Raw genomic sequence first — 12,483 nt, 5'->3', positions numbered from 1 at the left:
TCTGGAGGGGAAATCAACCACACCGCTTTCCTTGGTAAATAGCAACAAAGTATGCGAAAACAGCCTAAAAAATAGATATTTAATGAATAAGGAGCTTAGAATATGAAGTGGGGCATTGGGTTTTTTCTTGCCATCGTACTGCTTACTGGGTGTAATAGCGGTAATGCATATACTAAAATCAATAAAAATGAATCTTTCCTGGCGACTGTCAATATCAAGGATACCTCACTGACTTTCATAGATGAAAACTATCATCCATTTGCAAAATGGGATATTTCAGAACCATTTACCGGAGCCCTGCTCCTGGCAGACAAAGATACTATCCTGCTTTATGGAAAAGAGATGGAGAAAGTCCAAGTGTACTCTTTATCAGCAGGAAAATTGATAAACAGTTGGGAAATTGGCAAAGGGATCGTTAATATGCAGTTATTACGTGATGGAAAAAGCATCGTGGCAGTCAACCAATCGAATCAATCCATTTATTTTTTAAATACAGATGGAGAGAAACAGGATATTGTCAAGGTTGGTAAAAGCCCCCTGACCGTTCTTCAAGGAGTGCAAGAGAATCGTTTGTATGTTATTAATTTTGGTGATACCAAATGTTCTGTGATAAACCTTGAAACGAAAAAGGTCGATTTTGAATTTCCTGTACATAGTTCCAGCACAGGCACATTGTTAAGGGAAGAAAAGGATGAAATATGGATCGGAGGACACGGTGATGGGGACAAAGTGGAAGAAGATCTATATATTTATTCGGCAAAAACGGGAGAGTTGAAGAATAAGCTGAAGGCTCCAACCATGCCGATAAAGTTCCTTGAGAATGCTGAAGGCATATTTGTCCTTAGTCATGGTACAAGCTCTTTATATAAATTGAATGATCAATATGAAGTAGTGAAAAGCAAAGTGGTCGGCGTTAACCCCTTTGAAATGGCGAACTTCAACGAAGATGTGATCGTGGCGGGTTATGATAGTGATGAAGTGTATGTAATGGATGCTGAAACAGTCGATGTTAAAAAAACGATCAAAGTCGGCGAAGGTCCGTTCCAATTGATGTTGAGGGAGTAGATGACATGCATGTTTACACCATTTTAGTCGTGGATGATGAGGAGGATATGCGAAATCTAGTTGAAATGTATTTGCTGAACTCAGGTTATCGATGCCTTCAAGCTGCGAATGGAAAAGAAGCTATTAGTATGGTTGAAACAGAGGAAGTTGATTTAATCCTATTGGATATCATGATGCCAGGTATGGATGGTTTCTCCGTTTGTGAAGAAATCCGAGAAAATTGGGAAATCCCTGTGATATTTGTCAGTGCGAAAGGTGAAGAATGGGATAAGGTGAAAGGGCTGAAGCTTGGCGGCGACGATTATATCGTCAAACCGTTCAATCCAGGAGAATTGGTCGCAAGGGTCGAAGCTGTATTGCGAAGGACAGGGAAATTATCATTGAATGAAGAGAGTCAAAACCATGTCCGGTTCGGTAAAATTAGCTTGAACTTACAATCCAGAACGGTTTTGGTCGAAGGTAAGCCAATCAATTTAACATTGAAGGAATTCGAATTGCTGTTGTTCCTCATGCGTCATAAAAGCCAGGCACTCAGTCGTGAACAACTGCTTGAAAATGTATGGAGCGGGGAGTATGGAGGATCTTTACGTACAGTGGATACCCATATCAAAACGTTACGAATGAAATTACGAGCGGCCGATTACATTCAAACCGTCTGGGGAATCGGTTATAAGATAGAGGAAAAGAAATGATCAATAAATGGCGGACCCTCTCTTTTAAATTATGGCTCACCATCATCACCGCCATCATCCTATCCGTGCTGTTCGCTTATTCACTTTCTCAATATTATTATAAAAATCTATATGTGGAGAAGCTTAAAACGGATTTAGTCAATGAAGCGTCATTGCTAGGGGCAGATTACTCCGGCGGTGAAATCAGCGAAGATTTCAAGGAAAAAGTTGAATGGTTTAACAGTAAGAATGACAGCGAGATCTTTGTCGTCAACAATCCCAGGGAATTGAGTGCCTGTCTGCCTTTTGAAATCAATTATGACACCCTTATTTCTGAAGAAGAACGGCAAATGCTTTTAGATGGAAAAGCAGTTGAAAAAGAGGGATATGAGAAAAGGTTTGAAAAGAACATCGTAGCGGCGATCATACCACTGATTGACGAAAATCGGCTCGAAGGTATCATCTATACATATATTCCTGTAGATTCCATTACGGTCTTACTTAAGGAATTTGCCGCAAAATGGTTGGCGGCAGTTCTATTATTTTTGATTGTCGCGATTTTGTTTACTACGAAATGGTTGAAAAAGCTAGTCAGTCCGATTAAGGAAATCGAGACTGCAGCCCATCGTGTCTCAGAGGGGAATTATGACATACAGGTCGAGGTAAGGAGTCAGGATGAAATAGGGAAACTGGCAATGGCCTTTAATGATATGGCCAATTCCATCCAAATGGAAGAAGAAAGAAAAAAGGAATTTCTAGAAAATGTTGCACATGAACTCAGAACCCCGCTTAGTTACGTAAAGGGCTACACGCAGGCTATATTGGATGGTGTCGTGAAAAATGATGAAGAGCAACGGAAATACCTTCAACTCATTTCAAGGGAGGCTCTTAGGCTGCAGCGGCTTGTCGGAGATCTGATGGACTTATCAAAAATGGAAAGTGATCCATTCTTGTTAAATAAAACCCCAATTGCCTATGCGCAATTCATTGAAGATGTACTAGTGAAATATGAACCGATAATAAAAGAAAAGCATTTGGGCTTGCAGCTAGATCTGGATCCAGACCCGATTATTTTGGGGGATGAAGGAAGGATGGAACAGATCCTGCATAACATTATTGATAATGCCATTCAGTACACGGATTCCGGAGGGGCGATCCATATTGCCCTAATTCAGCATAAAGATGATTGCGAACTGCTGGTTACTGATACGGGTAACGGGATTCCGGAAGCCGATCTGCCATATATCATGAATCGTTTTTACCGAGTGAACAAAGCACGCAGCCGTTTTGATGGCGGGTCAGGGCTTGGACTGTCCATTGTCAAAAAATTGGTGGAATTACAAAATGGTAAAATCGAAATAGAAAGCAAGGAAAAAAGGGGAACAATAGTCAGGGTCATCCTACCGATTATAAAAGAAGAATGGAATTCATAAAAAGGGGATACGTTCAAAAATGAAAAAAATCATGTTATTTTGCATGGCGTTAATTTTTTTGGCTGGATGCAGCAAGGAAGAGGAAATTCCGAAACTGTTAAATGTCGATTTAGCTGTCGATCCAATTCAGGGTAAAGTGAATGAGCCTGTGAAATTTCAGGCAAAAGTAACATATGGGGACGAAGCCGTGACAGATGCGGATGATGTCAGTTTTGAAATTTGGCTTGCGAATAGCGAAAATCATGAAAAAATCGCAGTGAAACATAAAGGGAACGGCATATATGAATTGGAACAGAATTTTGATGAAGAAGGAACCTACTATGTATATGCCCATGTAACGGCAAGGGATATGCACAACATGCCAAAGAAAGAATTCGTAATAGGAAAACCAAGCACTCCTGAACAAAATGGCGAAAAAAAGGAAATGGACGAGATGAATGATGAAGAAATGAAATGAAGAATGTACGATCGAAATCAAGACAATCCGGGTTTAAAACCGGATTGTTTTTTTTGTTTGGAAAAATGTTCAAGACAATAGGGGGAAATGACGAAATGTCGAAGTTAAACCGAAAAATTTGTAACATAAAAGTAAAGAAAGTCATAAAAAGCAGGCAGGAAAGGATATGTCAAATAAAATTTATTAGTATTCAATGGAAATGGTTCTATGTAACTACCATTGACAAGAAATAAATGAGAAAATATGAGTATTTATACTACTGGCAGAAACATAGATAGTTAAAGCGTTTTTGCAAGAGTTCTCTGAAACTTGAATCATAAATATATTTTCATTCCCTTCCTGTGAATTTGTTGGAAATTGATGGAGCCTTTATTACAAAAAACGCATGTTATGATGATTCCAGAAGCAAAGCACAACAAAAAATGAACATCACAGGAGGAATTACGAATGAAAAAGAAAATGTTTATGTCAGCAGCAGCGGCTGCAGCTATTATATTCACAGGAGTAGGAGCTAACCAAGCTGAAGCAGCCAACTGTGATACTGTGAAACAAGTAACTTTTAAATCTACTAATAAAGAGGATATGCAAAAAGCCCTTAACCAATACCTAGCTAAATACAATATCACTTTACCTGCAGCGCAGGCACAACAAATGCCAGCTCAAACGCCAGTTCAAACGCCAGCTCAAAAACCAGTTCAGCAAGAAGCTGGAACAACGAACCAAGCAAAACCTGAAGCAAAACCAGTTACACCTAATAAATCAACTGATGAAAAACAAGAGACAAGCTCTGAATTAAGTGCCTTTGAACAACAAGTTGTTAAATTAACAAATGCAGAACGTGAAAAACAAGGTTTGGCAGCTCTTAAAATCGACACTGAGTTGAGCAAAGTTGCACGTATTAAGTCTCAAGACATGAAAGATAAAAACTACTTTGATCACAATAGCCCTACTTACGGCTCACCATTCGATATGATGAAACAATTCGGAATCAGCTATACAACAGCTGGCGAAAACATCGCACAAGGCCAACAAACACCTGAAGAAGTTGTACAAGCTTGGATGAATAGCCAAGGACACCGTGAAAACATCATGAACCCTAGCTTTACTCATATCGGAGTAGGTTATGTAGAATCTGGTAACTACTGGACTCAACAATTCATCGGAAAATAATAGATTAATAGAAAAGAGCATCCCATTGACATGGGGTGCTCTTTTTTTTGCGGGAATGGATCATTCCATTCCATGAAATAAAATACATCGAAATCTAAAAAAGGGTGGGACCAAGAAAATAACAGGAACCGCACTTTATTATCAGCGAGGCCCTGGTGTGTAGCAGCTTATATCTCGGATACATCGATTTCTGAATACTGGGTATTGAAACTTTTCTGAAGACGTATTTCCAATGTTGATTCTTTATATTGGGCCGATGCCCCTTTTTTCTTAACAAGTGCGGGGAGTGTAATGACATGCCGATCCGACTCTTCAGGAACTCCCTCGATGATGGATTGGTTAGATGTATGGTAAAGTTTCATTTTTTTTAGCCAAGATTCATCTTCTATGGGAATTCTTACAAAGACATATAAGTGGGTTTCAAATACTTCTGCATGTAAAGGAAGTTCAGATCTGGCATTTACTTGTGAGCCGCCATTTACTTGTGAGCTGCCATCATTTTGGTTCATCATACCTTGCATATTGTCAGGGATGACTTGTGAAAATACTTTTTCGATGAACGATTGTACATCACTTTGCTGCATATTTTTCATGAATTCCTTCTGGTTCGAGTTATTCTTAAAAGAAAAAAGTGAATTCCAGGGAAACATAATGGATTCCTCTCTCCTGCTTTTGGTCTGACAGGTTTATTTGTTATATTTTATGCAGTTAAAGCCCATAGGTTCTTTTTTATAATTACTAAATTATCGAAAATGGAATAAACTTATGTATAATTAAGTAAAATCCATTAGATAAAGAGGGTAAAGCCTGTGGATGACAAAGTAGCTTTTATTACTGGTGGAGCAACGGGAATCGGCAAAAGGATGGCACTTTCACTCGCGGATAATGGAATGTCCATTATCATTACTTATCGAAAAAGTAAAAAGGCAGCTTTAGCATTAGTGGATGAATTACAGGAAAGGTACCATGTTAAGGCAATTGCGATTCAAGGTGACTCGTCGAGTGAGGAGGATTGCCTGAATATTTTGCAAAAGATTTCGGAGTCATTTGGCCATGTTGATATTTTCATTCATAATGCAGGGCCATATATGCATGACCGTAAGCCCATGACTGAATATGGCAGTGATGAATGGAAATACATCATGGATGGGAATTTAAATGGTTTTTTCTATTTTGCGAAAGAGCTTATTCCACAAATGCGCAGTAGAAACTGGGGTAGAGTCATTACATTGGGGTTTGAACGGTGTGAAACAGCACCAGGTTGGATCTATCGTTCTGTTTTTGCTGCTGCCAAGAGCGGCTTGACCTCCTTGACAAGAACTTTAGCTGCCGAAGAAGCTACACATGGCATCACCGTGAATATGGTCTGTCCCGGTGATATCGTAGGTGACTGGAAAGAGGAGGAAATTAGGGTCGCGAGAGAAGAAAAGGATGATACGGTTCCAGTCGGCAGACCGGGAACAGGGGAAGATATAGCGAGGGTCATCACGTTCCTTTGTGATGAAAAATCAGATTTCATTACCGGCAGCATCATACCGGTAACAGGCGGTAAGGATGTTCTTGGGAAAATATATAAAGCCTAGTGGTTTAGGAGTTTAATTCAGAATGAAAAAGGGTGGGGCCGGAATTATCCAGCTCCACCTTTTTTTACGTCATTTTTTTATATTTGACTTGCTGTATGAACCGTAGGCGAGCTGCCAAGCCTATAGCTCCGAGAGCCAAGCCGGAAATTAAGCCGATCCAGTACCCAAAGGCTCCCATATCCGTATACTTTGCAAAGAAATAGCCAATGGGAAGTCCGAGAATCCAGTAGGAGACAAGTGACATCGCAAATGTGACATTTACATCTTTATATCCACGCAAAATACCCTGAATAGGTGCCTGCAGGGCATCCGATATCTGAAAGAAGATGGCATATATCAAGAAATGTGAAGTCAGCATCATTACCTCATGGTCTTTGGTGTATAAAGCGGCCACAGGTTCGCGGAAGAGGAATAGGATGGTCGACAAAACGAGCGACATCGTCAATGCCATCGAAATGCCAATCCAGCTATACTCTTTGGCGTCTTTATAACGGGCTGCTCCAATTTCAAATCCAATGACGATCGTCAATGCCATGGATATACTTAGCGGGATCATATAAAGCAGTGACGCAAAATTCATGGCGATCTGATGCGATGCAATTGTCACGGTGTCATACTTACTCATTAAAAGGGTGACGGCCGAGAAAATGCTGGTTTCAAAAAAGATTGCCAGTCCAATGGGTACCCCGATCAATAATAAGGCCTTCCATTCTTTCCAGGAAACCCGGAAAAATTCACTGAAAACATCATATGTCGAAAATGGGTTGATTTTTATCACAACAAGGATGGCCACAAGGGCAATTAACCAATACGTAATGGCAGTGGCGTAACCGGAACCGACACCGCCAAGTTCAGGGAATCCAAACTTCCCGTATATTAACAGGTAATTAAAAAGGACGTTTACCGGGAGTGCACATAAGGTGATGATCATGGAAATCCTAGTCTGTCCCAGAGCATCGATGAAAGCTCTCAACGCATTATAAACGAATAAAGGAAGGATGCCGAGTGAAAGGGCGATCAAGTAATCATGGGCCACCATATGAACACCATCTTCAAGGTCCATGGCACTCAATATGGGGTTCAAAGAAAACGCCCCAATGACTAAAATGATCAAGGCTAAAGTTACAGCTAAATAAATGGCCTGCATCACGGAATAGGAAACGGATTTAGACTGCCTGGAACCTACCAGCTGCGAAACCACTGGCGTCAAGGCAATCAATATCCCGCTCAGCCCCGTGTACACTGGTGTCCATAGCGAACTGCCGATGGAGACGCCAGCAACGTCCTGGGTGCTGTATTGTCCCGACATCATCACATCAAAAAAAGTCATGGCATACATGCTGATTTGGGTGATCAGGATAGGTATCAATATATAAAATAACAAGCGGATCTTTTGGGATTTAGTATAAGTCTGATTCATCAAAGTACCTCAATATCAATATTTGGAATTTTCAACACAATGAAAGAATTATATCACATAAGCATGTGATGTTTTAAGAGTTTTTATTAGAGGCTAAAAAAGACTTGCCGTATTGGGCAAGTCCTTTTGTCAGTCGCGCATGGATTCAAAATCATTCATGGCTTCAAAATTTGAGTCTTTTTGAAGAATGAATGCCTGTGAAGGAATGGCAATTTGTACATCTTCCTGATCCAATATCTCCATTATTTTAAAGTTCACATCTTCTTTGATTGATAAATATCCCCCAAAGTCCGTCGCATTCGTGAAGAAATAAAGGTAAAGGTTGAAACCGGAATGACTGAACTCATCAAATTTAACCAAAATCGTTTCAGGATGTACTTCAGGATGATCAATGAGCATTTTTTCAATTTCCCTAATGACATTTTCCAATTTTTCTTTTGGTGTCGTGACATTTACGCCCAAATGAAAGGCAATCTGTCTTTTGCCCATCTTGGACCAGTTGATGATCGGTTCATTCGAAAGGGTGGCATTTGGGACTGTAACTAAAGCTTGGGCAAAAGTCCGAACTTTGGTGCTTCGGAATGTGATGTCTTCGATGGTTCCCTCCACACTGGGAGTTTTGACCCAATCTCCTATGGTAAAAGGTTTTTCGGTAACGATGACGATACCCCCAAAGAAATTGCTGACGGTATCTTTAGCGGCAAGAGCGAAAGCCAAACCACCCAAACCAAGCCCTGCAACAAATCCATCGACATTAAATCCCCATTCTTCCGCAATGATGGAGGCACCAAAAGCAATGATGATTAATTTTATGATTTTCGTAAAGAACGGCATGACGATTTGATCGACTTCAAGTCCGAATTTACTTACCAATTTCGGAAATAATATAGTAAAGCTCGAACTGATATTAAAAATCGTCCAAAAGAATAAGAAAACAAAAAACGATCTATATATTTTCGATCTGAATTCAACCGAAGGTGAGTCGATCGGAAAATAGTGCATGGATATAATGATACCAATCAAAACGATAAGCAATCTTACCGGTTGTTCTATAGCGAGCATTAAGTTGGCGGCAAATTCTACTTTGCGTTTTTCTGCAAGTCGTAGAAAGAACTTGAATATATATGTAGTAAATACTTTTCGAAGCAAAAGGAAAATTAGAAAAATGCCAATGGAAATTCCTAATTTGGTCCAGGCTTCGATTCCATCAAATTGATCGAGTGATTCAGAAACTTCTTGCAATGTATTACTCCTCCAATGTATCTTGTAGTATTGTAGAATACTAAGATTATAATATATTCATGCTGAAAAAGGAAAAATAATCGATGATTACATTCATCATTGGGATTTAGCGATTCACTGAATACTTTTTCAAGTTATTAATGGCAAGGATATATGGTAATATGGATGCAAAGTGATTTTTTAAGTTTGGAAGGTGGAAATATTGACTAAGAAAATAGTATTTACCGGAGGCGGTTCTGCCGGTCATGTATCTGTTAATGCAGCAATCATCCCGGAATTTTTAAAGCATGATTGGGATGTTACTTATATTGGATCAAAAAAAGGCATTGAAAAAAATATCATCGAAACGGAATTTCCCGAGGTCCGTTATGAAACGATTTCCGTTGGAAAATTTCGGCGTTATCTATCTGTTGAAAATATGAAAGATCCTTTCCGGGTCATAAAAGGGATTTTTGATGCACGAAAAATATTAAAAAAGACCAAGCCGGATTTCATTTTTTCTAAAGGTGGATTCGTTTCGGTTCCAGTCGTTTTGGCAGGCAGGATGCTGAGAATACCGATCGCGATACATGAATCGGATTATACGCCTGGTCTGGCTAATAAGATTGCCATGCCGCTTGCATCTAAAATCTTCACCACTTTCCAGGAAACGGAAAAAGATCTTCCTAAAGAGAAGGCCATGTATCTTGGCGCTGTATTGCGCGATGGGATTTTTACTGGAAACGCTTCTGCTGGAAAGACATTTTGTGGATTCACGAATAACAAACCGGTATTGCTCGTTATGGGAGGAAGCCTTGGGGCCGTTAAAATCAATAATCTGATTACAGATAACCTTGATGCCTTATTAAAGGATTATCAGATTATTCACATTTGCGGGAAGGGAAATGTGAAAACGGAATTGAAACAAAGGGGATATACGCCTTTTGAATTCGTACATGAAGAATTATTCGATCTTTTGGCGGCTGCTGATGTCGTTGTGTCAAGGGCAGGTTCAAATTCAATTTTTGAATTCCTTGCTTTGCAAAAGCCGATGTTGCTTATCCCTCTAAGTGCCAATGCATCCCGTGGAGATCAAATCCTGAATGCGTCAAGCTTTGAAAAACAGGGTTTTTGTAAAGTCATCGAAGAAGAAGAGCTAAATGACCGGATTTTTAATGCTACATTAGCGGATTTAGTGAAACAATCGGATGAATATCAGGAGAAAATGCGTCAAAAACGCCCATTCAAAACGGCAGCTGAAATGTATGAATTATTACTTAAAGTAATGGGTGCAAAAAAATAAGTATCAATCCCCTCTATGTAGCATATCTTTTTCGAACAGAGGAGGGGGTAGAATGGCTTATGTATATTCCAAAGGGTGGTTCATTCAGCAGCTGAAAGCCGCAGGGATTAGCTATCATCCAATTGAGAAAAAAAAGCTGGAGCTGTATAAAACCTATCTTCTAAGGCGTCTATACGACGATCTGCAAAAAAAATAAATCATAAAGAAGAACCGCAACGTCGTTGACGCTGCGGTTCTTCTTATAGGAAATTACTTATAAAAGGAAAGAAACAGGAAATAAGGATACCTGCGATAGCCATTGCCGCACCTGCGACAGCCCCGGTAAACTCACTTTCCTGGGCAGCTTGAGCCGTTCCGAGCCCATGGGCGATCGTACCATAAGCGATACCGCGTGCGAAGGGCATCGTAATGTTTAGTTTATCCATCATTTTTGGAGCGATCATCGTACCCAGTACCCCAGCCAAAATGACGAAGGCTGCTGATATATTGGAATTACCGCCATAAAGTTCGGTGATTTCAACAGCGATGGGCACTGTAATGGATTTAACCGCCAATCCTTGGAGCATGATTTGCGGAAGTGAAAATGCTTTAGCGATGGCAAAGGCAATGAACAATGTGACCAGAAGACCAAAAACCATGCCGCTAATTGCCGGCATTGCATATTTAACGATTATTTTTCTATTTTTATAAAGTGGTACGGCCAAAGCAACGGTTGCTGGTCCCAGGAAGTAGGTGATGATGTCCTTCCCTGGTGAATAATCTTCGAAGTCCAATCCGCTGATCAGCAGTACGAGAATAATTGTAATCGTACTGAAAAATACGGGTGTCGTAAAAGGTGATGGATGTTTAGCATATATTTTCCTTCCAATGAAATAGGCAAGGATGGTTATCAAGATGCTATAAGTTGTGATGAGCTCTGTCATGCTGCTTAACCTCTTCTCTATGGGATAGCTTCTGGACGGTCCAAGCCGAAACGATGAATCCAAAAACCAGGCTGACTCCCAATGTCAGTGCCAATGGCAAACCGAATTCAATGAAAAGCCATCCCATGGTCATTAAACTGATTGAAATGGGAATGAAGAAAAAGGCTAAGTGCTTTACCAAAAATCCTGAAGTAAGTTCAATCCATTCTACTTTTATTACCTTCGTCTGTAATAAACCGAATAATAGAATCATGCCGATGACGTTGCCTGGTATGGGTAAATGAAGTACATGGGCTAAATAATAGCCGAGCTTGCAAATGATGAGCAGGAAGATGAGCTGCACGATAAAAGCAAATGTTTTTTTCATGATTAAGTCCTTTCAATGATGCTTTGAATATATTGTTGAATTGGTCAATTGTATTCATTATAAAAAAATATCACTAAAAAGAATAGGGATTTGCAGCAATCGATCTTAAACATCCTGTGAAAATGGAAAAAAGAGCTTTCCAGGTTTGGAAGCTCCGGCCATTATATGAAAAGAAAAGCAAAGCCATGTTGAAATATTCATCGCTCTATGCTTCAAGTAACTGTTGTTCGTCATCATCATGCTGTCTAAGGATATGAAGGGTGTATAAATCTTTAGGGATTTCATACAAATCGTATATATCTCCTTCATGATTGATTTGATCATAAAGGGATTTTCTTGTTTCGTTGGCATTGACGGCATAGGGAAGCTTTTCTGCGGCTTTTATAGAGCGGATATTTTTTTTGCGGATACGCATGAAGACCGTTTCCAAACCGAGCTCGAAAAAAAGCTCTTTAAAGAAAGCGTCTTTTGCAATGGCATTATACCCTTTTCCATGATAAGGCTTGCCGAGCCATGTGCCTAAGAAACCTGCACCATTTTCAATATCGTATAAAGAAATACAACCGATGGGATTTTCCCATTCATCCAAGATTGTTCGTGATATGAGTTGCCCAGCATCTTCGGCTTCGATCGTTTGCTTAGTAATGAAAACATATTCTTCATATGAATCTACCTTTTGGCGCACGAAAGGGAAGACATCTGGATGCGTCATTTGTTCATAAAGAGAAAAACAATCTGTGAAATCTCTCTTTTTTAACATTTCCGTCCCTCCGTTTGAGGGCAGTTCTTATGCGTAGTCGCTGCCCACCCTCGAAATTTTTTAAGTCGCTCATCAAAAAATTTCGGGGTGGGAATCGAACCCACTAGAAC

14 protein-coding genes are annotated in these 12,483 nt (G+C 39.9%); 8 read left to right on the top strand and 6 right to left on the bottom strand.

Features of this window, described 5'->3' with window-relative positions:
- The first annotated feature begins 102 nt into the window (after window positions 1-102).
- The 5 genes from ACFVSH_RS17600 (at window position 103) to ACFVSH_RS17580 (ending at window position 4,796) form a co-directional block, all read left to right on the top strand.
- The gene (locus ACFVSH_RS17600) at window positions 103-1,065 is read left to right on the top strand and encodes a YncE family protein (RefSeq protein ID WP_387604218.1); all 963 of its coding nucleotides are present in this window, start codon (window positions 103-105) and stop codon (window positions 1,063-1,065) included.
- A gap of 5 nt (window positions 1,066-1,070) precedes the next feature.
- Window positions 1,071-1,757, top strand: a complete 687-nt coding sequence (locus ACFVSH_RS17595; RefSeq protein WP_098369359.1) for a response regulator transcription factor — start codon at window positions 1,071-1,073, stop codon at window positions 1,755-1,757.
- Window positions 1,754-3,169, top strand: coding sequence for a sensor histidine kinase (locus ACFVSH_RS17590; RefSeq protein ID WP_387604220.1), 1,416 nt, complete (start codon window positions 1,754-1,756; stop codon window positions 3,167-3,169). Before ACFVSH_RS17595 ends, ACFVSH_RS17590 begins: the two co-directional genes overlap by 4 nt.
- Window positions 3,170-3,188: 19 nt before the next feature.
- Window positions 3,189-3,626 carry a FixH family protein gene (locus ACFVSH_RS17585; protein ID WP_387604222.1) on the top strand — a complete coding sequence of 146 codons (438 nt, stop codon included), beginning with the start codon at window positions 3,189-3,191 and terminating at the stop codon, window positions 3,624-3,626.
- 447 nt (window positions 3,627-4,073) lie between these two features.
- Complete coding sequence (locus tag ACFVSH_RS17580; protein WP_387604223.1) at window positions 4,074-4,796, top strand: CAP domain-containing protein; 723 nt, start codon at window positions 4,074-4,076, stop codon at window positions 4,794-4,796.
- A gap of 167 nt (window positions 4,797-4,963) precedes the next feature.
- On the opposite strand, the gene ACFVSH_RS17575 is transcribed toward ACFVSH_RS17580, so the two are convergent.
- Window positions 4,964-5,389, bottom strand: a complete 426-nt coding sequence (locus ACFVSH_RS17575) for an Hsp20/alpha crystallin family protein (RefSeq protein ID WP_387604225.1) — start codon at window positions 5,387-5,389, stop codon at window positions 4,964-4,966.
- A gap of 216 nt (window positions 5,390-5,605) precedes the next feature.
- Between ACFVSH_RS17575 and ACFVSH_RS17570 the strand changes: the two genes are divergently transcribed.
- A complete protein-coding gene (locus ACFVSH_RS17570) occupies window positions 5,606-6,379 on the top strand; it encodes an SDR family oxidoreductase (RefSeq protein ID WP_260286373.1) in 774 nt (257 codons plus the stop codon).
- A 64-nt stretch (window positions 6,380-6,443) separates the two neighbouring features.
- Here the strand turns inward: ACFVSH_RS17570 and ACFVSH_RS17565 are convergent, their stop codons facing one another.
- Window positions 6,444-7,799: an MATE family efflux transporter gene (locus ACFVSH_RS17565; RefSeq protein ID WP_260286374.1), complete on the bottom strand. Its 1,356-nt coding sequence runs from the start codon at window positions 7,797-7,799 to the stop codon at window positions 6,444-6,446.
- A 129-nt stretch (window positions 7,800-7,928) separates the two neighbouring features.
- Window positions 7,929-9,041, bottom strand: coding sequence for a mechanosensitive ion channel family protein (locus tag ACFVSH_RS17560; protein ID WP_387604227.1), 1,113 nt, complete (start codon window positions 9,039-9,041; stop codon window positions 7,929-7,931).
- Between the two features lie 193 nt (window positions 9,042-9,234).
- Here ACFVSH_RS17560 and ACFVSH_RS17555 point away from each other — a divergent pair, with 193 nt between their 5' ends.
- Window positions 9,235-10,323 (top strand): undecaprenyldiphospho-muramoylpentapeptide beta-N-acetylglucosaminyltransferase, encoded by a 1,089-nt coding sequence (locus ACFVSH_RS17555; RefSeq protein ID WP_387604228.1) that lies wholly within the window; start codon window positions 9,235-9,237, stop codon window positions 10,321-10,323.
- 52 nt (window positions 10,324-10,375) lie between these two features.
- Window positions 10,376-10,519: a DUF2639 domain-containing protein gene (locus ACFVSH_RS17550; protein ID WP_387707102.1), complete on the top strand. Its 144-nt coding sequence runs from the start codon at window positions 10,376-10,378 to the stop codon at window positions 10,517-10,519.
- A 43-nt stretch (window positions 10,520-10,562) separates the two neighbouring features.
- Here ACFVSH_RS17550 and ACFVSH_RS17545 read toward each other — a convergent pair whose 3' ends face one another.
- From ACFVSH_RS17545 to ACFVSH_RS17535, 3 genes are all read right to left on the bottom strand, one after another.
- Window positions 10,563-11,246: an LrgB family protein gene (locus ACFVSH_RS17545; protein ID WP_387707100.1), complete on the bottom strand. Its 684-nt coding sequence runs from the start codon at window positions 11,244-11,246 to the stop codon at window positions 10,563-10,565.
- Window positions 11,221-11,613 (bottom strand): CidA/LrgA family protein, encoded by a 393-nt coding sequence (locus ACFVSH_RS17540; RefSeq protein ID WP_387604234.1) that lies wholly within the window; start codon window positions 11,611-11,613, stop codon window positions 11,221-11,223. Before ACFVSH_RS17540 ends, ACFVSH_RS17545 begins: the two co-directional genes overlap by 26 nt.
- A 205-nt stretch (window positions 11,614-11,818) precedes the next feature.
- Window positions 11,819-12,373, bottom strand: coding sequence for a GNAT family N-acetyltransferase (locus ACFVSH_RS17535; protein ID WP_387604236.1), 555 nt, complete (start codon window positions 12,371-12,373; stop codon window positions 11,819-11,821).
- Between the last annotated feature and the right edge of the window lie 110 nt (window positions 12,374-12,483).

Source organism: Peribacillus sp. NPDC058002 (assembly GCF_042886655.1).
Taxonomy (GTDB): domain Bacteria; phylum Bacillota; class Bacilli; order Bacillales; family DSM-1321; genus Peribacillus; species Peribacillus aracenensis.
This window is presented reverse-complemented; position numbering and strand designations above follow the sequence as displayed.

Excerpts from the sequence above, each read along its gene's own strand:
- ACFVSH_RS17565 (WP_260286374.1), bottom strand. The coding sequence starts at position 7,799 with ATGAATCAGACTTATACTAAATCCCAAAAGATCCGCTTGTTATTTTAT.
- ACFVSH_RS17580 (WP_387604223.1), top strand. The coding sequence starts at position 4,074 with ATGAAAAAGAAAATGTTTATGTCAGCAGCAGCGGCTGCAGCTATTATA.
- ACFVSH_RS17540 (WP_387604234.1), bottom strand. The coding sequence starts at position 11,613 with ATGAAAAAAACATTTGCTTTTATCGTGCAGCTCATCTTCCTGCTCATC.
- ACFVSH_RS17590 (WP_387604220.1), top strand. The coding sequence starts at position 1,754 with ATGATCAATAAATGGCGGACCCTCTCTTTTAAATTATGGCTCACCATC.
- ACFVSH_RS17595 (WP_098369359.1), top strand. The coding sequence starts at position 1,071 with ATGCATGTTTACACCATTTTAGTCGTGGATGATGAGGAGGATATGCGA.
- ACFVSH_RS17545 (WP_387707100.1), bottom strand. The coding sequence starts at position 11,246 with ATGACAGAGCTCATCACAACTTATAGCATCTTGATAACCATCCTTGCC.
- ACFVSH_RS17585 (WP_387604222.1), top strand. The coding sequence starts at position 3,189 with ATGAAAAAAATCATGTTATTTTGCATGGCGTTAATTTTTTTGGCTGGA.
- ACFVSH_RS17575 (WP_387604225.1), bottom strand. The coding sequence starts at position 5,389 with ATGAAAAATATGCAGCAAAGTGATGTACAATCGTTCATCGAAAAAGTA.
- ACFVSH_RS17535 (WP_387604236.1), bottom strand. The coding sequence starts at position 12,373 with ATGTTAAAAAAGAGAGATTTCACAGATTGTTTTTCTCTTTATGAACAA.
- ACFVSH_RS17600 (WP_387604218.1), top strand. The coding sequence starts at position 103 with ATGAAGTGGGGCATTGGGTTTTTTCTTGCCATCGTACTGCTTACTGGG.
- ACFVSH_RS17550 (WP_387707102.1), top strand. The coding sequence starts at position 10,376 with ATGGCTTATGTATATTCCAAAGGGTGGTTCATTCAGCAGCTGAAAGCC.